Annotated in this window: 19 protein-coding genes; 16 read left to right on the top strand and 3 right to left on the bottom strand. The window is 70.7% G+C overall.

Features of this window, described 5'->3' with window-relative positions:
* Positions 1-193 precede the first annotated feature (193 nt).
* Together AB4112_RS08795 and AB4112_RS08790 are read left to right on the top strand one after the other, a co-directional pair.
* On the top strand, positions 194-1,381 hold the full coding sequence (locus AB4112_RS08795) for a CaiB/BaiF CoA transferase family protein (RefSeq protein ID WP_441718663.1): 1,188 nt from the start codon (positions 194-196) through the stop codon (positions 1,379-1,381).
* A gap of 129 nt (positions 1,382-1,510) precedes the next feature.
* Complete coding sequence (locus tag AB4112_RS08790) at positions 1,511-2,053, top strand: hypothetical protein (RefSeq protein WP_441718660.1); 543 nt, start codon at positions 1,511-1,513, stop codon at positions 2,051-2,053.
* 86 nt (positions 2,054-2,139) lie between these two features.
* Here the strand turns inward: AB4112_RS08790 and AB4112_RS08785 are convergent, their stop codons facing one another.
* On the bottom strand, positions 2,140-2,361 hold the full coding sequence (locus tag AB4112_RS08785; protein WP_309791633.1) for a hypothetical protein: 222 nt from the start codon (positions 2,359-2,361) through the stop codon (positions 2,140-2,142).
* Between the two features lie 361 nt (positions 2,362-2,722).
* Between AB4112_RS08785 and AB4112_RS08780 the strand changes: the two genes are divergently transcribed.
* The 8 genes from AB4112_RS08780 to AB4112_RS08745 all read left to right on the top strand — a co-directional run bounded on the left by AB4112_RS08780 (position 2,723) and on the right by AB4112_RS08745 (position 6,250).
* Positions 2,723-3,520 carry a dienelactone hydrolase family protein gene (locus tag AB4112_RS08780; protein ID WP_441718657.1) on the top strand — a complete coding sequence of 266 codons (798 nt, stop codon included), beginning with the start codon at positions 2,723-2,725 and terminating at the stop codon, positions 3,518-3,520.
* Positions 3,521-3,669: 149 nt separating this feature from the next.
* Positions 3,670-4,197 (top strand): DUF2975 domain-containing protein, encoded by a 528-nt coding sequence (locus AB4112_RS08775; RefSeq protein WP_441718654.1) that lies wholly within the window; start codon positions 3,670-3,672, stop codon positions 4,195-4,197.
* 6 nt (positions 4,198-4,203) lie between these two features.
* A complete protein-coding gene (locus AB4112_RS08770; protein WP_309791630.1) occupies positions 4,204-4,440 on the top strand; it encodes a helix-turn-helix domain-containing protein in 237 nt (78 codons plus the stop codon).
* A gap of 155 nt (positions 4,441-4,595) precedes the next feature.
* Positions 4,596-5,390, top strand: coding sequence for a MipA/OmpV family protein (locus tag AB4112_RS08765; RefSeq protein WP_441718651.1), 795 nt, complete (start codon positions 4,596-4,598; stop codon positions 5,388-5,390).
* A 33-nt stretch (positions 5,391-5,423) separates the two neighbouring features.
* Positions 5,424-5,582 carry a hypothetical protein gene (locus tag AB4112_RS08760; protein ID WP_441718648.1) on the top strand — a complete coding sequence of 53 codons (159 nt, stop codon included), beginning with the start codon at positions 5,424-5,426 and terminating at the stop codon, positions 5,580-5,582.
* Positions 5,579-5,731, top strand: a complete 153-nt coding sequence (locus AB4112_RS08755; protein ID WP_441718645.1) for a hypothetical protein — start codon at positions 5,579-5,581, stop codon at positions 5,729-5,731. The genes AB4112_RS08760 and AB4112_RS08755 overlap by 4 nt, the downstream gene beginning before the upstream one ends.
* Positions 5,725-5,898 (top strand): hypothetical protein, encoded by a 174-nt coding sequence (locus AB4112_RS08750; RefSeq protein ID WP_441718642.1) that lies wholly within the window; start codon positions 5,725-5,727, stop codon positions 5,896-5,898. The genes AB4112_RS08755 and AB4112_RS08750 overlap by 7 nt, the downstream gene beginning before the upstream one ends.
* A 160-nt stretch (positions 5,899-6,058) precedes the next feature.
* On the top strand, positions 6,059-6,250 hold the full coding sequence (locus AB4112_RS08745) for a DUF6726 family protein (protein WP_441718639.1): 192 nt from the start codon (positions 6,059-6,061) through the stop codon (positions 6,248-6,250).
* 6 nt (positions 6,251-6,256) lie between these two features.
* Here the strand turns inward: AB4112_RS08745 and AB4112_RS08740 are convergent, their stop codons facing one another.
* Positions 6,257-7,507, bottom strand: coding sequence for an MFS transporter (locus AB4112_RS08740; protein WP_441718637.1), 1,251 nt, complete (start codon positions 7,505-7,507; stop codon positions 6,257-6,259).
* A 323-nt stretch (positions 7,508-7,830) separates the two neighbouring features.
* On the opposite strand from AB4112_RS08740, the gene AB4112_RS08735 reads away from it, so the two are divergent.
* Positions 7,831-9,066 carry an MFS transporter gene (locus AB4112_RS08735; RefSeq protein WP_441718634.1) on the top strand — a complete coding sequence of 412 codons (1,236 nt, stop codon included), beginning with the start codon at positions 7,831-7,833 and terminating at the stop codon, positions 9,064-9,066.
* A 15-nt stretch (positions 9,067-9,081) separates the two neighbouring features.
* Here the strand turns inward: AB4112_RS08735 and AB4112_RS08730 are convergent, their stop codons facing one another.
* Positions 9,082-9,849, bottom strand: a complete 768-nt coding sequence (locus tag AB4112_RS08730) for an alpha/beta fold hydrolase (RefSeq protein WP_441718631.1) — start codon at positions 9,847-9,849, stop codon at positions 9,082-9,084.
* Positions 9,850-10,016: 167 nt separating this feature from the next.
* On the opposite strand from AB4112_RS08730, the gene AB4112_RS08725 reads away from it, so the two are divergent.
* From AB4112_RS08725 to rnr, 5 genes are all read left to right on the top strand, one after another.
* A complete protein-coding gene (locus AB4112_RS08725; protein WP_441718628.1) occupies positions 10,017-10,478 on the top strand; it encodes a cupin domain-containing protein in 462 nt (153 codons plus the stop codon).
* Between the two features lie 107 nt (positions 10,479-10,585).
* Entirely contained in the window at positions 10,586-11,236 is a 651-nt protein-coding gene (plsY, locus tag AB4112_RS08720) for a glycerol-3-phosphate 1-O-acyltransferase PlsY (RefSeq protein ID WP_441718626.1), read from the top strand.
* A 530-nt stretch (positions 11,237-11,766) separates the two neighbouring features.
* Complete coding sequence (gene dprA, locus AB4112_RS08715; protein ID WP_441718623.1) at positions 11,767-12,894, top strand: DNA-processing protein DprA; 1,128 nt, start codon at positions 11,767-11,769, stop codon at positions 12,892-12,894.
* An 81-nt stretch (positions 12,895-12,975) separates the two neighbouring features.
* On the top strand, positions 12,976-15,669 hold the full coding sequence (gene topA / locus AB4112_RS08710; RefSeq protein ID WP_441718620.1) for a type I DNA topoisomerase: 2,694 nt from the start codon (positions 12,976-12,978) through the stop codon (positions 15,667-15,669).
* A gap of 274 nt (positions 15,670-15,943) precedes the next feature.
* On the top strand, positions 15,944-18,286 hold the full coding sequence (gene rnr, locus AB4112_RS08705; RefSeq protein WP_441718617.1) for a ribonuclease R: 2,343 nt from the start codon (positions 15,944-15,946) through the stop codon (positions 18,284-18,286).
* The last annotated feature ends 144 nt before the right edge of the window (positions 18,287-18,430 follow it).

Genomic DNA, 18,430 nt, shown 5'->3' with positions numbered 1-18,430 from the left:
TCCCCCCGTTTGTGGCTGGGCCGTTCTTTCGGGCGCCAAGGCTATGGCCTAGACCACCGCCCCGTCCCTGCCAAAAAGGAGGATGGTCTTAACCCCAGGTCATGGCCCGCCGATCCGCTCCCGCAGGCCCGCGCATTGCGGCCCCTGCCCGCCTGGGCTAACCAAGGTGTCTGAATCAAGGGAGTTCCCAGGAATGACGGACAGCCCCGCCGGCGCCTTGGCCGGCCTCAAGGTGCTCGACCTGACCCGCGTGCTGGCAGGCCCGAGCGCGACCCAGATCCTGGGCGACCTCGGCGCCGACGTGGTCAAGGTCGAGCGGCCGGGCGTCGGCGACGACACCCGCAAATGGGGCCCGCCCTTCCTCAGGGATGCCGACGGCGCCGACACGACCGAGAGCGCCTATTACCTCAGCGCCAACCGCAACAAGCGCTCGATCGCCATCGACTTCACCCAGCCCGAGGGCCGCGCCCTGCTGCGCCGGCTGGTGGCCGAGGCCGACGTGCTGGTCGAGAACTACAAGCTGGGCGACCTCGCCCGCCACGGCCTCGGCTATGACGACCTCAAGGACGAATTCCCTGGGCTGATCTACTGCTCGATCACCGGCTTCGGCCAGACCGGGCCCTACGCCCCGCGCGCCGGCTACGACTATTTGATCCAGGCCATGGGCGGGATCATGAGCCTGACCGGCCCGGTCGACGGCGAGCCGATGAAGGTCGGCGTCGCCGTGGCCGACCTGATGACCGGCACCTACGCCACCATCGGCATCCTCGCCGCCCTCGACCACCGCCGTCGCACCGGGCGGGGCCAGCTGGTCGACCTGGCGCTGCTCGACACCCAGGTGGCGTGGCTGTCCAATGCCGGCCAGTACTACCTGACCTCGGGCGTGCCGACGCCGCGCTATGGCAACGGCCATCCCACCATCGTGCCCTACCAGGCGTTCCGGGCCTCGGACGAATACCTGATCCTGGCGGTCGGCAACGATTCCCAGTTCGCCAAGTTCTGCGACGCCGCCGGCCGGCCGGACCTGGCCGCCGATCCGCGCTTCGCCACCAACCAGTCGCGGGTGCGCAACCGCGACGTGCTGGTGCCGATCGTGGCCGGTCTGATCGCCGAGAAGTCGCGCGGCCATTGGCTGGAGACGCTGGAGCGGCGGCAGGTGCCGTGCGGCCCGATCAACACCATCGACCAGGTCTTCGCCGACCCGCAGGTCGCGGCCCGCGAGATGCGGATCGAGATGCAGCATCCGCTGGCGCCGGAACCGGTCGCCCTGATCGGCAGCCCGATCAAGCTGTCGGAGACGCCGGTCACCTATCGCCATGCCCCGCCGGCCTGCGGCGCCGATGGCGACGCGGTGCTGCGCGACTGGCTCGGTGAACCTTAAGCCGGTTTCTCCCGTTAATCGGAATTGAGGCTCGCTTCATGAGCCGGCGAGGCGCGCAGGCCCATCATCGGGCCGCGTCGCGCCGAGGCGCCGTCACACCCTGGCGCCGAGAAGATGGGAGAACAGAGAATGGCCAAGACAATCTGGGCGGCATCCGCCGCCACCGCGGCCGCGCTGCTGATCGCATCGCCGGCCCTGGCTCAGACCGTCCTTGTCCCGGCGGGCCCGCCGACCACGGTCATTGCGCCCGCCCCCGCACCGATGGTCGTCACCCCGACGCAGACGGTCATCGCCCCGGCGCCGATCGTCACGGAGCCGGTGACGTCCTATCCGATCGATCCCTACACGCGGATGCCGCAGCCCTATCTGGTGCATGGCGGCGTGCAGCCCTACAATCCGCCGGTCACGGCGATGCCGAGCGGGCCGTCGCCGGCCGATCCGCGCGAATACGCCACGGACACGCCGATCACCGTGACCGGCCGTATCGACGGCGTCACGAGCTGGGGCGGCGTGACCTCGTTCCGCCTGCAGACCCCGACCGAGGCCTGGACCGTCGTGGTGCCGACGGGCGAGCCCGTCGCCTTCGGCCGTCGCACGGCCACCGTGACCGGCTATCCGCATGTCGAGGTCCGCAACCAGTTGCTGGCCCAGAGCGTCATGGCCGGCCGCTGAGGCGGATTCCAGATAAAAAAAACCCCGGCGCCGAGGCCCGACGCCGGGGTCTACATGAACGATCGCTGGAAGGGGGAGAGAAGCGATCAGTTCACGGGCGTGGACGACGCCGCCGGCGCCGTCGAACTGGTCTTGTGGTGCGTCGTCCGAGCATGCTTGGTGTGCTTGGCCGTATGATGGGCCGCCCGGTGGTGGGTGGCCGAATGCTTGGTCGTCGGCGCGGCCGACGTGTCCGTGCCCGCGGTCTGGGCGAAAGCGGCGACAGGCAGGGCCAGCGTCATGATGCCGGCAAGGATGAGTTTACGCATGGTTTTGACGCTCCCGGAGGCCGTATCGAAGCGGTGCAGGTCAGCACCGCGCCAACAAGAGAACGCCATGAATCGCCCCTCGAGAGCATGTTAATTCCCGTTAATCCTCCTAAACTCTTCGTAAGGTTTCGATTCGGACGGTGAAGACCTGCTGAATCCCTTGGATTGCTTTTCCCGTCGACCACGGCGCCGCGGTGATCGACAAGGCTCCGCCCGCTTCTATATCGTCCGCCGTGAGGCCGCCGCGCCCACCGCCCGGCAGCTCGTCCTGCGATCACGAAGAGGGCAGCCCATGACCAGCTTCGCTTCCGATATTCAAAGTCTCGTGCAATCCGCCGACCTGTCGCGGCGGGCTTTCACCATGACATCGTTGATCGCGGGCTTCGCGCTCGCGACCCAGCCGGTCTCGGCCGCCACCATCACCACCGATGCCGAGGGTCTCGACGCCGGCGAGGTCCAGATCCCGGTCAAGGACGGGCAGATTCCGGCCTACCGCGCCAAGCCGAAGGGCGGCGCCCCGGCGCCGGTGATCCTGGTGGTGCAGGAGGTGTTCGGCGTCCATGAGCACATCAAGGACATCTGCCGCCGCCTGGCCAAGCTGGGCTACTACGCCGTAGCCACCGAGCTCTATGCCCGGCAGGGCGACGCCAGCAAGGTCAGCGACATCAACCAGCTGATTTCGACCATCGTCTCCAAGGTGCCGGACGCCCAGGTGCTGTCCGACCTCGACGCCACCGCCGCCTTCGCCGCCACCGACGGCGGCGACGCGGCCCGGCTGGGCATCACCGGCTTCTGCTGGGGCGGCCGGATCGTCTGGCTGTATGCCGAGCACAACCCGGCGCTGAAGGCCGGCGTCGTGTGGTACGGCAAGCTGGTGGGCCAGCCGACCGAACTGCAGCCGAAGAACCCGATCGACCTGGTCGCCGATCTGCACGCCCCGGTGCTGGGCCTCTACGGCGGCGCCGATACCGGCATCCCGGTCGACACCGTCAAGCAGATGGAGGCGGCGGCCAAGGCGGCCGGCAAGACCGTCGAGATGGTGATCTATCCCGACACGCCGCACGCCTTCAACGCCGACTACCGGCCGAGCTACCGCGAGGGGCCGGCGCAGGATGGCTGGAAGCGCATGCAGGCCTGGTTCCACACCCACGGGCTCTGATCAGATCGCGAACCGCCGGGACGGGCTGGGCCCGGCCAGTTCCGGCGGCATAATCCAATATGATATCGAAATTCGATAAAACCTTATTGACGATCGATAAGGAACGACTCATAGTCATCCTCATGATTCGACAGTGATGAGTCCCCTTCATGAACCGCGTCGCGCGCCTCAGCAGCGTGCTCCGTCTTACCGTTACGGTCCTGGCCTGGCTCATCCTGCTGGCGACGATCCCGTTCCTGGTCTGGGTCGCCGTCTACGGCAACGCCGATCTGGCGCAGGGCGTCAATGTCCCGGTGTCCGACCTGCCGCTGCTGCCGGTGGTGCTGTTCCTCGCGCTGTACACCCTGCGCTCGCTGGTGATGGTGGTGGCGCTGCTGTCCCTGCGCCGGATCCTCAACCATTTCGGGCGTGAGCAGTTCTTCACCCGGGAATGCGTCGTCGCGTTCCGCCGCATCGGGGTCCAGCTGGTGGCGCTGGCGGCGATCGACGTGCTCACGCCGGTCATCACCTACGCCGCCCTGGCGGTGACCGAACCGCGCTTCGACCCGACCGACGTCTGGATTTTGTTGACCGATCTTCCCTTCATGCCGTTGGTGGGAGGCCTGTTCGCCCTGATCATGGCCCATGTCCTCGGACAGGCCGCCGATCTGGCGGAAGACGCAGCCCTGACGGTGTAGCCCCGGATGCCGATCATCGTGCGCCTCGATGTCCTCCTCGCACAGCGGAAGATGAGTTTGACGGATCTGTCCAATGCGGTCGGGGTCAGCATCCCCAACCTCTCGATCCTGAAGACCGGCAAGGCGCGCGCGGTGCGGTTCTCGACCCTGATCGCCCTGTGCCGCCAGCTGGAGTGCCAGCCCGGCGACCTGCTCGAATATCTCCCGGGACCGGAGGACGACGCGCCGGTCCCGCCCGACTAGAGACCGCCCGAGGGCCCGACCGACCGGACCCCGCCCGAACCGGATGCCGAGACACCAGCGAGGATCGTCATGATCGCCCGCGACAGCCGCCCCATGCCTGTCCGCTAGGGCCCGACCCCGCCCGTCCACCGTTCTCTGCCCCCAGCGAGGATCTGATGATCGCCCGCAACGCCCTTGCCTTGTCCGCCGCCACCGCCCTGGCGACCCTCGCCCCGCTCGCCATGGCCCAGACCGACCAGGGCCTGGCCGGTTCCGACGTCATCGTCGGGCTCGGCGTCGCCGGCGGCTTCGCCCCGGCTTATGAGGGTGCCGATGTCTACAAATTCCAGCCGGCCCCGGTGATCAGCCTGTCCTGGGGCGACACGCTGGTGGTCGAGAACGGCACCATCCGGGTGGCGGTGATCAAGACTCCCTGGCTGCAGGCCGGCCCCCTCGCCGCCTGGCGCCCGGGGCGGCAGGAGGACGACAGCCGCCGGCGGTTGCGAGGCCTGGGCGACATCGACGATTCCTTCGACCTTGGCGCCTTCGCCCGGGTCGAGTTCGGCGGCTGGTCGGCCGGGGTCGCCGCCCGGCAGGATGCGGTGAACGACGGCGGCGCCCTGGTCGACCTGACCACCGGCTACGCCCTGCCGCTGTCCGACAGCTTCACCCTCTCGCTCGGCGCCGACGCGACCTGGGCCAGCGACGACTACATGGCCGCCAATTTCGGCGTCAGCCGGCGCCAGGCCCAGCGCAGCGACTACGACGAGTTCAAGGCGGGGGCCGGCTTCAAGAACGTCGGCGTGTCCCTCGGCGGATCCTATGCCCTGACCGAGCGCTGGGCGCTGGGCGCCACCACCGGCTACCAGCGCCTGCTGGGCGACGCGGCCGACAGCCCGATCGTCAAGCAGGGCGGTTCGCCGGACCAGTATTACGGCTTCGTCAGCGTCACCTACCGCTTCGGCCTGTAGCCGCCGGAGCGCAACCCTAGGGGGTCGGAAGCGATGATCGCTTGCCTGTCCATCCTGCGCCGCATGGTTCGTGCCTTCACCCGCCTGGCGTGGCGCCCGCGGCGCCAGGTCCGGGTCGTCCGCCTGCTGCCGCATGGCGGTGCCCGGCTGCGGCCCGCGGCGCCGCCGCGGCCGTGGAGGGACGCGCCATGACCTTCGCCATGCTGTGGCTCGGCGGCATCCTGCTCTGCGCCGTGCCGTATCTCTGGGGCTATGCGCTGTGCCGGGTCGCCCGCGACGGCGCCCGGCCGATGTCCCGGCCCCCCGAATCACCCCACCGCACCGGAGGCCTGCGATGCTGACCTTCCTGCACCTCGCGCTGCACCGAATCGCCGACCGCGAGATCCAGGTCCCGGCGCTGCCAGTGCGGCCCGGCGCGGAGCCCAAGCGACCGCCCGCCCCCGGCCTGGCCAAACCGGCCCGGCGGCCGGCCAAGCTTCGCGTCGTGGAGGCGCCCCAGCCGCTGTGACGATCGTCGAAAACCGGCAACGGGGTGGACCTCGGGTGGCATGATCGCCATTTATGGGGTAGGCCGGACCTGCTGGACGATCGCGAAACCAGGACCCCCGCGCCGTCACGGCCGGGCGATCCGCGGCGGCGCCGACGCCGCCAGCAAGCAAGGACGAGATATGCTGACCCATCGTTTCCGCCGCGGCCGCCCGCTCGGCGCGCTGCTGCTTCTGACTGCGGCCCTCGGCCTGTCCGGCTGCGGCGTCGTGGCCGCGCCGTTCCGCGTCACCGGCGCCGTGGTCAAGGCCGTGCCGATCGTGGGCCACCCCGTCGCCGCCCCGCTGGACGCGACCGGCGACGCCATCGACTAAGGCCCCTCAGCCCGGCACCGGTGATGCCTCGGGCTGCCCCGACCGTGTCGCCCGCCAGCCCAGGACCATGGCCAGCGCCAGGAACACCGCCGCCAGGGCATAGGGCAGGCCGGGGGCGCCCAGGCCGATCGTAGGCGCGATGCCGAGCGCGAAGGCCTGGGTGAACAGCACCGGCCCGACCATGCCGGTGATGCCGCGCAGCCCGCCCAGGGCGCCTTGCAGCCGGCCCTGCTCATCCGCCCCGACCCGGCGGCTCATCAGCGCCTGCAGCGCCGGGCCGGTCAGGCCCCACAGCGAGATCAGCGGGATCGCGGCCAGGAAGGCCCAGCCCACCGGCGCCAGGGCGAACAGGGCGAAGCCGGCGGCGCCGCAGGCCAGCCCGGCGGCCATCGCCCGGCGCTCGCCCAGCCGGGCCACGGCGGGGCCGACCAGCGCCACCGACACCACCATCGACCCGACACCGATCACCGCCAGCGACAGCCCGACCGCCGCCGCGTCCCAGCCGTAGCGCTGCATGACGTAGAGCACATACATGCTGGGCAGCGATTCATGGGCCAGGTACATCAGCACCGAGGCGGCGGCGAGGCCGAGCAGCGCCGGGTGCGAGCGCAGCAGGGCCATGGACCCGAAGGCGTTGGCGCCCTTCCAGGTGAAGCGCGCCCGCCGCTCCGGCGGCAGCGATTCCGGCAGGATCAGGAGGCCGTAGGCGGCGTTGGCGAGGCTGAGCGCCGCCGCGATCCAGAACGGCAGCCGCAGGTCGATGCCGCCCAGCAGCCCGCCCAGGGCCGGGCCGCCGATGAAGCCGATGCCGAAGGCGGCGCCGAGCAGGCCGAACTTGGCGGCCCGCTGCTCCGGCGGCGTGACGTCGGCGATATAGGCGCTGGCGGTCGGGAAGCTGGACGCGGTGATGCCGGAGACCAGCCGCCCGACGAACAGCCAGGCCAGGTTCGGCGCCAGCGCCATCAGCACGTAGTCGAGGCCGAGGCCGAGATTGGACAACAGGATCACCGGCCGCCGCCCGAAGCGGTCGGACAGCGCGCCCAGCACCGGCGAGGCCAGGAACTGCATCGCCGCCCAGGCGAAGCCGAACAGCCCGGTGATCGCGGCCGCCCGCCCCATGTCGCCGCCCTCGAAGCCGACGATCAGCTTGGGCAGCACCGGCGCCATGACGCCGAGCGCCAGCATGTCGAGCATGACGGTGACGAAGACGAAGGCGACCGCGGCGCGGCCGGGCTGGCGCGATGGCTGGCTGGGCATCTCTCACTCCCGAAAGGCCGCGCAGTCTTCTCCCGGATGCACCCACCCCGTCTTGGACGGATTTAACCACGGTTCGAGACGGCGCCTGCCTGTCTAAGTTCTTGCTGTCATTGCCCGGCTTGACCGGGCAATCCAGGGGCCACCAAGAGCCGCTCTGGCCGCCCCTGGATGCCACGGTCAAGCCGTGGCATGACAAGTAAGGGGGACCTGGGACAACCCGAAAGCCCACCATCTCCCACATCAGGGCAGCCATCGCGGCGACCCGGTTTCACCGGGGGCGATCACCCGCTATGGTCGGCGGCCTCAGCAGCAGCGCCGCCCCCATGACCGACGACGACCCTTCGCCCGCCGCGTCCGGAAGCATCTTCCGCCACCGCGGCTTCGCCTATTACTGGACCTCGCGCCTGATCGCGACCTTCGCGGTGCAGTTCGTCAGCGTCGCGGTCGGCTGGCAGGTCTACGACCTGACCCGCGACCCGTTCGACCTCGGCCTGGTCGGGCTGGTGCAGTTCCTGCCCTCGCTGCTCCTGGTGCTGGTCACCGGCGCCGCCGCCGACCGCTACAACCGGCGCAAGATCATGGGGATCTGCATCGCGGCGGAGATCCTGTGCGCCCTGGCGCTGCTGGCGCTGACGCTGGCCGGCGACCACCGGGTGTGGCCGATCTTCGCCGTCCTGGCCGGCTTCGGCATCGCCCGCGCCTTCCTGGGCCCGGCGGTGCAGTCGCTGCTGCCCAACCTCGTGCCCAACGCCGAGCTGTCGACCGCGATCGCCTGGAACTCCTCCTCCTGGCAGATCGCCACCATCACCGGCCCGGTGGTCGGCGGCCTGCTCTACGGCGTGGCGCCCGAGGCGCCCTATGCCATCGCGGCGGTGCTGATGGCGGTGTCGATCGCCCTGGTCGCCCTGATCCCGAAGCCGGCGCAGAAGACGGTGCCGGAGCCGGCGAGCTGGGAGACCCTGGGCGCCGGCTTCCGCTACATCTGGGGCGAGAAGATCGTGCTCGGCGCGATCTCGCTCGACCTCTTCGCCGTGCTGCTGGGCGGGGCGACCGCGCTGATGCCGGCCTATGCCCGCGACATCCTCGACGTCGGGCCCTGGGGCCTGGGACTGCTGCGGGCCGCCCCCGGCGTCGGGGCCCTGGTCACGGCGATCTGGCTGGCCCGCCGGCCGATCACCGACGCCGCCGGCGTGATCATGTTCGTCTGCGTCGCCGGTTTCGGCCTGTTCACCAGCGTGTTCGGCGCCTCGACCCTGCCCTGGCTGTCGATCGTGGCCCTGGCCTTCATGGGCGCCTTCGACATGGTCAGCGTCTATGTCCGCGAAAGCCTGATCCAGCTGTGGACGCCGGATGCGCTGCGCGGCCGGGTCAACGCCGTGAACATGGTCTTCGTCGGCGCCTCGAACGAGCTGGGCGAGTTCCGCGCCGGGATCTCGGCGTCACTGCTCGGCGTGATTCCCGCCGTGGTGATCGGCGGCGTCGGCACCATGCTGGTCGCCGGGCTGTGGTCCAGCTGGTTCCCGCAGCTGCGGCGGATCCGGCGGCTGGACCACGCCTAGGCGCGCCCCGCCGGATCAGCCCCCGAGGAAATCGGCAATCGCCGTGCCGAGCTCCGGCTTGGCCACGGCGCTCATATGGTTGCCGGGAATCGCGGCGTGGCGGCCGTCCGGCAGGGCAGCGGCCAGCGCCTCGGCCGAACCATTGTCGTCATCCTCGGTCCCCGCTAGCACCAGGACCGGCAGGCCGATCCGGGCCAGCGCCGCGCGCGGCGTGTCGACGAAGGTGTCGAGGATGCGCAGCAGCGCCACCGGGTCGCCGCCCACGGTCTTGAGAAAGGCTTCCGCCATCCATTCCGGCGTGCCGCGCTCGAATGTGCCGAGATGGGTCAGGATGTGGCGGAAATGGCTGCCGCGCCCGGCGGCGTCGACGATCCCTTCCAGCCCCATCCCGGCCACGATCGCGCGCCCCGGGGCGGCGCCACGCGCCAGCATGCGCATCACCGTCCGCCCGCCCAGCGAATAGCCGCCGAGGTCGTAGTCGTCGAGGCCGAGATGGTCGACCAGGGCGAAGCCGTCATCGGCCAGCACGTCGGGCGGATAGGCGGCCGCCTCATGCGGCCTGGCGCTGTCGCCATGAGCCCGCAGGTCCGGCATGATGACGCGGTGGCCCTGCGCCGCGATCGCCGCGGCATGGCCGTAGCGCAGCCAGTTGACGGTGGCGGTCGAGAAATAGCCGTGGATCAGCACCACCGGCCGCCCATCCCCGATCTCGCGATAGGCGAGTTCGGTGCCGTCACGGCCCTGGAAGCGGTGCACGGGAAGGTCGGTCGGAGAGCTTGCCACGGGTCTGGTCCACTGATTGCGGGCGATTGCGGGCGGTCGGCCGCGCCATGTTGCCGATGTAGCGCGATCCGGCAAAGGCGCAATCGGCCTGTAGCACGGGCCGGCCAGTGTGGCGGGGGTCTCGGGTCCGTCCCGGCCGACCCTCCACGGACAACAGGCAAGCGACCATGACGTCATCCCTCAGCGCACCCGCCCGCACCACCGGTCGCGGCGACCAGGATGGATGGATCGGGACGAGGCCGGGCGAGCACTGCCTGATCCGCGTCTCGGCCGAGGACACCGGCGGCGTCTATTCGGTGGTGGAGATCGTCTCCGACCCCGGCGACGGCACGTCCTTGCACGTCCACCAGAACGAGGACGAGCATTTCCTGATCCTGGAGGGCACGGCCCGCATCAACTACGGCGACCGGACCTTCAACGCCAAGGTGGGCGACACCGCGACCCTGCTGCGGGGCATCCCCCATGCCTGGCGCAACGCCTCCGACGTCCCGCTGCGCATGGCGGTGACCTGCACGCCCGGCGGCGTCGAGGAGGTGTTCCGCATCATCGCCCGGGGCGGCGAGATCGACCTCCCGGCCCTGGCGGCGCGGGTCGCCGTCCGGCAGCTCGGGCCGACGCCGACCGACTGAGGCCTTCCGACAGGGCGGGATCCGGCCAACCGGATCCCGCCGCACAATCCCGTTCCCCTAGCCCGCGAAATCGCGATGATGGTGCCGGCGCAGGAACGGATTCGCTCATGTCCTCATTCGACCCCACCTCGATCTGGGCGCTTGGCGCCGCGGCGCTGCTCGGCTACCTCCTCGGCTCGATCCCGTTCGGGCTGGTGCTGACCAAGGCCGCCGGCCTGGGCGACATCCGCAGCATCGGGTCGGGCAACATCGGCGCCACCAACGTGCTGCGCACCGGCCATAAGGGCCTGGCCCTGGCCACCCTGCTGCTGGATGGCGGCAAGGGCGCGGCCGCGGTGCTGATCGCCGGGCTCTTCGACCCGACCCTGGCGGTGCTGGCCGGCGGCGGCGCCATGCTGGGCCACATCTTCCCGGTCTGGCTGGGCTTCAAGGGCGGCAAGGGCGTGGCCACGGCGCTGGGCACCCTGCTGGCGGTGATGTGGCCAGTCGGCGTGCTGTGCTGCCTGATCTGGCTGGTGATGGCCCTCTTGTTCCGCATGTCCTCGCTGGCCTCGCTGACCTCGATCGCCGCGGCGCCGGTGCTGGGCTGGGCCCTGTCGGGCGTGCCGGTCTTCGGCATGGTCCGGACCGACCTGGCCTGCGCGGCCCTGGCGCTGTTCATCGCCGTGCTGGTGTTCATCCGCCATGACGGCAACATCCGCCGCCTGCTGCGCGGCGAGGAGCCGAAGATCGGCCAGAAGAAAACCGCACAGGGCTGAGGCGCGTCGGACACCCGCTCGAATTGCCTCTCCCGCCTCCCTTCCCCGTCATTGCGAGCGTAGCGAAGCAATCCATCGGGCCGTTCATGCGGCGCCATGGATTGCTTCGTCGGCTTCGCCTCCTCGCAATGACGGTTTAGGGGGCGGGAAAGCCCGGCGATCCGGGCGCAATAGTCGATTCCGGCCATCGCCTGTTTGACCACCTCGACCTGCGTCGCGCGGGCCACCGCCATCAAGATCTCGGCCAGCCGCTCGAGCACGCGCAGATGCCGCGCCGACCGCTCCTCCCGGGGAGCGGCCTCGGCCTCTGCTGTCTGAACGGTCCGCGTCTTGTCCATGGAACATATCATGAACTAAGATCGCTGATTGAGGATAGTGCACATAGTGTTTACCACCGCCCAAGGATGGCAATGACGATCGGGAAACAGGCTTCCGGGCAGAGGATCTGCCCGTCTGGCCCTCTCTCCCCGGACGACCGCCCGGCAAGTTGCCGGTTGACCGCGCCGCCGCCGGACCGCGAAGCTGCGGGCATGACGACGCCACGGCGCCCCCTGAGCGAGGCCGAACGGATCGACTGGCTTCGCCTGGCCCGGACGGACGCCGTCGGCCCCATCACCTTCCACATGCTGGTCGCCCGATGCGGTTCGGCCCGCGCCGCGATCGAGGCCCTGCCGGAGCTGTCGCGCCGCGGCGGCCGGCGGTCGGAGCTGAAGCCGCCCCCGGTGGCCCAGGCGGAGCGCGAGCTGGAGGCGCTGGCGCGGATCGGCGGCCGGCTGGTCGCCCGCTGCGAGCCCGACTATCCCCTGCCCCTGGCCCTGATCGAGGATGCGCCGCCGGTGCTGTCGCTGCGCGGCCGCGGCGCGCTTGCGGCCCACCCCATGGTCGGCATCGTCGGGGCGCGCAACGCCTCGCTGAACGGCCGCCGCTTCGCCCGCGACATGGGGCAGCAGCTGGGCGCCGCCGGCCTGACCGTGGTCTCCGGCTTCGCCCGCGGCATCGACACCGCGGCGCATGAGGGGTCGCTGGCCGCCGGCACCCTGGCGGTGATGGCCGGCGGCCTCAACGTCATCTATCCCCCGGAGAATGCCGGCCTCTACGACCGCATCGCCGAATCCGGCCTGCTGGTGGCCGAATGCGCGCCCGGCACCCAGCCGACCGCCCGGCACTTCCCCCGCCGCAACCGCCTGATCTCCGGCCTGTCGCTCGGCATCGTGGTGATCGAGGCGGCCTTGCGCTCCGGCTCGCTGATCACCGCCCGCCTCGCCGCCGAGCAGGGCCGGCAGGTGCTGGCGGTGCCGGGATCGCCGCTCGACCCCCGGGCGCAGGGCTGCAACCGGCTGATCCGCGGCGGCGCCACCCTGGTCGAATCGGCCGAGCATGTGATCGAGGCGCTGGCGCCGCAGATGTCCCGGCCCCTGCTGCGTGAGCCGCCGGCAGCGGCGCCGCAGCCGACGTTTAGCGGCCCGGTGGCGGGGCCGCAGGAGGCCGAAGCGGCCCGCGCCCAGGTGCTCGAACGGCTGTCGCCGACGCCGACGGCGGTTGACGAACTGTTGCGCGATTGCCAATTGTCACCGCCGGTGGTGCTGACCGTGCTGCTGGAGCTCGAACTCGCCGGTCGGATCGAGCGCCAGCCCGGCAACCGGATCAGCCTGCTCTGACGCGCCGCCCTCAAGCGATGCGTGCGTTTCCAGGCATCGCCCCCCCGGCGGTGCTGTCGTTATAAGATCGAGTGTGGCGCTTTGGCAGACCAGACCCTCGTCATCGTCGAGTCGCCCGCGAAGGCTAAGACGATCAACAAATACCTCGGCAGCGACTACACGGTGCTGGCGAGCTTCGGCCATGTCCGGGATCTCCCGGCCAAGGACGGCTCGGTGCGGCCGGACGAGGATTTCGCGATGGACTGGGAGCTGGCCGACCGCGGCAAGTCCCGGATGGACGAGATCGCCCGCGCCGCCAAGGACGTCACCCGCGTGCTGCTGGCCACCGATCCGGACCGCGAGGGCGAGGCGATCTCCTGGCATGTCCGCGAGCTGCTGCGCGACCGGCGCGGCCTGAAGGATGTCGAGATCCGGCGGGTCACCTTCCACGAGATCACCAAGGCCGCCATCCTCGAGGCCATCGCCCATCCGCGCGACCTGGACCAGGAGCTGATCGAGGCCTATCTGGCGCGCCGGGCGCTGGACTACCTGGTCGGCTTCACCCTGTCGCCCGTCCTGTGGCGCAAGCTGCCGGGGTCGCGCTCCGCCGGCCGGGTCCAGTCGGTGGCGCTGCGGCTGATCTGCGAGCGCGAGCTGGAGATCGAGCGCTTCAAGGCGTGCGAGTTCTGGAGCATCGAGGCGGTGTTCCGCACGCCGAAGGGCGAGGAGTTCACCGCCCGGCTGACCCATATCAACGGCCGCAAGCTCGACAAGTTCGACCTGCCGGACGAGGCCTCGGCCAAGGCCGCGGTGGCGACCATCGACCCGCTGGCCTTCGCCATCGCCGCGGTCGAGGCCAAGCAGGTGCGGCGCCACCCGTCGCCACCCTTCACCACCTCGACCCTGCAGCAGGAGGCGTCGCGCAAGCTGGGGATGAGCGCGACCCAGACCATGCGCACCGCCCAGCGGCTGTATGAGGGCGTCGACATCGGCGGCGAGACCGTCGGCCTGATCACCTATATGCGGACCGACGGCCTGACCCTGGCCGGCGAGGCCATCGCCCAGGCCCGCCAGGCGATCGGCAACCTGTACGGCCAGCCCTATGTGCCGGCCCAGCCGCGGGTCTACAAATCGACCGCCAAGAACGCCCAGGAAGCGCATGAGGCGATCCGCCCAACCGACCTGGCCCGCCGGCCCGAAGACGTCACCCGCTTCCTGTCGCGGGAGGAGCTGCGGCTGTACGAGCTGATCTGGAAGCGCACCATGGCCTGCCAGATGGAATCGGCGGTGCTGGACCAGGTCATCGTCGACGTCGCCGACGAAAGGCAGACCGCGGTGTTCCGCGCGGTCGGCACCGTCATCCGCTTCGACGGCTTCCTGAAGGTCTACCAGGAGGACCGCGACGACCCGGTCGCCCCAGGCGAGGAGACGGATGAGGGCCAGCGCCGCCTGCCCGCGGTGGCCAAGGGCGACGCGGTCGAGCGCCGCAAGACCCTGCCGGAGCAGCATTTCACCCAGCCGCCGCCGCGCTTCACCGAGGCCAGCCTGGTCAAGCGGATGGAGGAGCTGGGCATCGGCCGCCCCTCCACCTACGCCTCCATCCTGCAGGTGCTGCAGGACCGCGAATATGTCCGGCTGGAGAAGAAGCGCTTCTTCCCCGAGGATCGCGGCCGCATCGTCACCGCCTTCCTGGAAAACTTCTTCAAGCGCTACGTCGAATATGATTTCACGGCGAAGCTGGAGGAGCAGCTCGACGACATCTCGGGCGGCAAGCTCGACTGGAAGCAGGTGCTGCGCGACTTCTGGGCCGCGTTCCACGCCGCGATCGACGAGACCAAGGACCTCAAGATCGGCGACGTGATCTCGGCGCTGGACGAGGCGCTGTCGAGCCATCTGTTCCCGCCGAAGAGCGACGGCACCGACCCGCGGCTGTGCCCGTCCTGCGCCAAGGGGCGCCTCGGGCTGAAGCTGGGCCGCACCGGCGCCTTCATCGGCTGCTCGAACTATCCGGAATGCCGCTTCACCCGGCCGCTGGGCGTGCCCGGCGAGGAGGGCAGCGCCGAGGAATCGGCCCTGCCGCGCCTGCTGGGCGAGGACCCCGCGACCGGCCTGCCAGTGTCGATCCGCAAGGGCCCCTACGGCATCTACGCCCAGCTGGGGCCCAAGGACGAGGCCGCGAAGGACGAGGCGGCCAAGGCCGAGAAGCCGAAGCGCGCCTCGCTGACCAAGGCCCAGGACCCGATGGCGATGACGCTGGAGGAGGCCCTGGCACTGCTGTCGCTGCCCCGCGAGATCGGCCGCCACCCCGAATCGGGTGAGCCGATCCTGGCTGGCATCGGCCGCTACGGCCCCTATCTGAAGCATGGCGACAAGTACAAGAACCTGCCGCCGGAAGAGGACGTGCTGAAGATCGGCATGAACCGCGCGGTCGACCTGCTGGCGGCCGATGCCGCCAAGGGCCGGGCCAGCGCCGAGCCGCTGCGCGAGGTCGGGCCACATCCCGAGGGCGGCGATCCGATCAAGGTCTTCGCCGGCCGCTACGGCCCCTATGTCCGCCACGGCAAGGTCATGGCCTCGCTGCCCCGGGGTGTCGAGCCCGAGGCGGTGACGGTGGAGCAGGCGCTGGTCTGGCTGGCCGCCAAGGCGGCGAAGGGCCCGGTCAAGGGCGGCCGAAGCCGGTCGGCACCCAAGGCGGCGGCACCCAAGGCCGCTGCCGCCAAGAAGGTCCCGGCCAAGGCGAAAGCCGCCCCGAAGAAAGCCGCCGCACCGGCACGCAAGACCAAGGCCGCGGAGTGAAGCTCACCCCTTCCCTTCTATCGACCCGCACTTTTGCGAGTCCCCCCTCCCCTCGCGGGAGGGGGTTAGGGGGAGGGGGTTTGCGCCGGGGGAGTTGTTCGACACCGACAGGCCCGGTGGCTGCCAGATCCCGATTCCGCATTAGCGGCTCGCTTCGATCGACAGCCCCCTCCCCCTACCCCCTCCCGCGAGGGGAGGGGGGACTTGTTTTCTCTGCCGGTGACGACGGCTGCGCCGACCCAGGAGCGGCAGGCCAATCCCTGTCGGCCATATCATGAACGAGCCCCCGACCCGGAAGCCGCCGGTCCGCAGGCCGATCAAGCGGAGGAAGGTCCGTAACGTCGTCATCCCGGAAAAGACGCCGCTGGGCAAGGGCAAGAAGGCGGCCAAGCCGTTCCCGACCCGCGAGCAGATCCTGGAGTTCCTGCAGTCGCGCGACGACACGGTGGGCAAGCGCGAGATCGCCCGCGCCTTCCATGTCACCGGCGACGACCGGGTGCGGCTGAAGGAGCTGCTGCAGGAGATGGCCGAGGCCGGCCAGCTGGAGAAGCGCCGCGGCCGCCGCATGCGGGTGCCCGGCGCCGCCCTGCCCGGCGTGGCGGTGCTGCGCGTCGTCGCCATCGACAGCGAGGGCGAGGCCGTGGCCCAGCCGATGCGCTGGGAGGAGGCGGAGCCGCCGCCCCGCATCGCCATGGCGGCGGAAGGCCGCGGCCAGGGCGCGCTGGCGGTCGGCGACCGGGTGCTGGCCCGGCTGGAGGAGAACGAGGACGGCAGCTGGACCGGCCGGACCATGCGCCGGCTGGAGAACCAGGCCGATGTCCGCGTGGTCGGCGTGTTCCGCCGCGGCCGCGACGGCCAGGGCCGCATCGTGCCGGTCGACAAGCGCGCCCGCGACACCTGGCCGGTGCGCGAGGGCGACACCGCCGGCGCCCAGGACGGCGACCTGGTCGAAGGCCTGGTCGAGGCGTCGGACCGGCTGGGGCCCCGCCGCACCGTGATCACCGGCCGCTTCGGCGATGCCGAGGATCCGCGCTCGATCAGCCTGATCGCGATCCACGCCGCCGGCATCCCCACCGAGTTCCGGCCCAAGGCGCTGACCCAGGCCGAGGCCGCCGAGCCAGCCGCGCTCGGCAAGCGGGTCGACCTGCGTCAGATCCCGCTGGTCACCATCGACGGCGCCGACGCCCGCGATTTCGACGACGCGGTGTGGGCCGAGCCCGACCCCGACCACCCCGGCGGCTGGCACCTGATCGTCGCTATCGCCGATGTCGCGCATTACGTGCCGCCGGGGTCGCCGCTGGACCGCGACGCCTTCGAACGCGGCAATTCCTGCTACTTCCCCGACCGCGTCGTGCCGATGCTGCCCGAGGCGCTGTCGAACGGGCTGTGCTCGCTGCGGCCCAACGAGGACCGCGCCTGCCTGGCCGCCGACCTGTGGATCGACGAGCACGGCCAGCTGAAGCGGCACCGCTTCCGCCGCGGGCTGATGCGGTCCTCCGCCCGGCTGACCTACGAGCAGGTGCAGGCCGCCCGCGACGGCCAGCCGGACGAGACCACCGGCCCGCTGGTGGAGCCGGTGATCACCCCGCTGTACGGCGCCTATCAGGCGCTGCTGGCGGCCCGGGCGAAGCGCGGCACGCTGGAGCTCGACCTGCCCGAGCGCAAGGTCCAGCTTGGCGAGGACGGCCGCGTCGCCTCGATCGGCATCCGGCCGCGGCTCGACAGCCACAAGCTGATCGAGGAGTTCATGATCGCGGCCAATGTCGCGGCGGCGGAGACGCTGAGCGACAAGTCCCTGCCGGCGCTGTACCGCGTGCACGACCAGCCCGACCGGGCCCGGCTGGAATCGCTGAAGGAGTTCCTGGGGCCGCTGGGCTACACCCTGTCGCTGGGCCAGGTGATCCGGCCGCGCGTCTTCGGCCAGATCCTGGAGCGGGCCGAGGGCCGGCCGGAAGAGTCGATGGTCAACGAGATGGTGCTGCGGGCCCAGGCCCAGGCGGTGTACAGCCCGGACAATCTCGGCCATTTCGGCCTGGCCCTGCCGCGCTACGCCCATTTCACCTCGCCGATCCGGCGCTATGCCGACCTGACGGTGCATCGCGGCCTGATCCGGCTGCTGCATCTCGGCGCCGACGGCGCGACCGAGGAGGAGCTGTCGCGGCTGGAGGAGATCGGCACCCACATCTCGGTGACCGAGCGCCGCGCCGCCCAGGCCGAGCGCGACGCGATCGACCGTTACCTCGCCAGCTGGCTGTCGGACCGGATCGGCGCGATCCTGCCCGGCCGCATCGGCGGCGTCGCCAAGTTCGGCCTGTTCGTGAAGCTGGACGAATCGGGCGCCGACGGGCTGGTGCCGGTCTCGACCCTGCCCGACGATTTCTACGACTATGACGAAGCGGCCCAGGCCTTGATCGGCCGGCGCTGGAACCGCGTGTTCCGGCTCGGCGCCAAGGTCCGGATCCGGGTCACCGAGGCCGACCCGCTGACCGGCAGCACGGTCTTCGCCCTGGTCGATGCCGGCCACGGCGCCGATCTGGAGGGGATGGCGCCGCTGCCGACCCAGCGCCGCCGGGTCAGCGACCGCGGCCCCAGGTCGCCGTGGAAGCCCCGGCGCTGAACGCAGGCCTGCTGCGCTGCAATATCGCCTTTTTCCTGACAGATCCGTAGCCTAGGATGGGTGGGACCAGTGCTGGGGCCGGAGTTGCATTAAGTGTTTCGTCAGAAGCGTTTCGCGGCTGTTGTTGCGGCGCTGCTCGTGCTC

Source organism: Inquilinus sp. 2KB_23, from assembly GCF_052115705.1.
GTDB classification, from domain to species: domain Bacteria; phylum Pseudomonadota; class Alphaproteobacteria; order DSM-16000; family Inquilinaceae; genus Inquilinus; species Inquilinus ginsengisoli_A.
This window is presented reverse-complemented; position numbering and strand designations above follow the sequence as displayed.

What these genes read in the sequence shown, in the direction of transcription:
- AB4112_RS08755 (WP_441718645.1), top strand. Translation starts at nt 5,579, where the DNA reads ATGACCTTCGCCATGCTGTGGCTCGGCGGCATCCTGCTCTGCGCCGTG.
- rnr (WP_441718617.1), top strand. Translation starts at nt 15,944, where the DNA reads ATGAACGAGCCCCCGACCCGGAAGCCGCCGGTCCGCAGGCCGATCAAG.
- AB4112_RS08795 (WP_441718663.1), top strand. Translation starts at nt 194, where the DNA reads ATGACGGACAGCCCCGCCGGCGCCTTGGCCGGCCTCAAGGTGCTCGAC.
- AB4112_RS08740 (WP_441718637.1), bottom strand. Translation starts at nt 7,507, where the DNA reads ATGCCCAGCCAGCCATCGCGCCAGCCCGGCCGCGCCGCGGTCGCCTTC.
- AB4112_RS08790 (WP_441718660.1), top strand. Translation starts at nt 1,511, where the DNA reads ATGGCCAAGACAATCTGGGCGGCATCCGCCGCCACCGCGGCCGCGCTG.
- AB4112_RS08760 (WP_441718648.1), top strand. Translation starts at nt 5,424, where the DNA reads ATGATCGCTTGCCTGTCCATCCTGCGCCGCATGGTTCGTGCCTTCACC.
- AB4112_RS08780 (WP_441718657.1), top strand. Translation starts at nt 2,723, where the DNA reads ATGACATCGTTGATCGCGGGCTTCGCGCTCGCGACCCAGCCGGTCTCG.
- AB4112_RS08775 (WP_441718654.1), top strand. Translation starts at nt 3,670, where the DNA reads ATGAACCGCGTCGCGCGCCTCAGCAGCGTGCTCCGTCTTACCGTTACG.
- AB4112_RS08750 (WP_441718642.1), top strand. Translation starts at nt 5,725, where the DNA reads ATGCTGACCTTCCTGCACCTCGCGCTGCACCGAATCGCCGACCGCGAG.
- plsY (WP_441718626.1), top strand. Translation starts at nt 10,586, where the DNA reads ATGTCCTCATTCGACCCCACCTCGATCTGGGCGCTTGGCGCCGCGGCG.
- AB4112_RS08725 (WP_441718628.1), top strand. Translation starts at nt 10,017, where the DNA reads ATGACGTCATCCCTCAGCGCACCCGCCCGCACCACCGGTCGCGGCGAC.
- AB4112_RS08735 (WP_441718634.1), top strand. Translation starts at nt 7,831, where the DNA reads ATGACCGACGACGACCCTTCGCCCGCCGCGTCCGGAAGCATCTTCCGC.
- AB4112_RS08785 (WP_309791633.1), bottom strand. Translation starts at nt 2,361, where the DNA reads ATGCGTAAACTCATCCTTGCCGGCATCATGACGCTGGCCCTGCCTGTC.
- dprA (WP_441718623.1), top strand. Translation starts at nt 11,767, where the DNA reads ATGACGACGCCACGGCGCCCCCTGAGCGAGGCCGAACGGATCGACTGG.
- AB4112_RS08765 (WP_441718651.1), top strand. Translation starts at nt 4,596, where the DNA reads ATGATCGCCCGCAACGCCCTTGCCTTGTCCGCCGCCACCGCCCTGGCG.
- AB4112_RS08770 (WP_309791630.1), top strand. Translation starts at nt 4,204, where the DNA reads ATGCCGATCATCGTGCGCCTCGATGTCCTCCTCGCACAGCGGAAGATG.
- AB4112_RS08745 (WP_441718639.1), top strand. Translation starts at nt 6,059, where the DNA reads ATGCTGACCCATCGTTTCCGCCGCGGCCGCCCGCTCGGCGCGCTGCTG.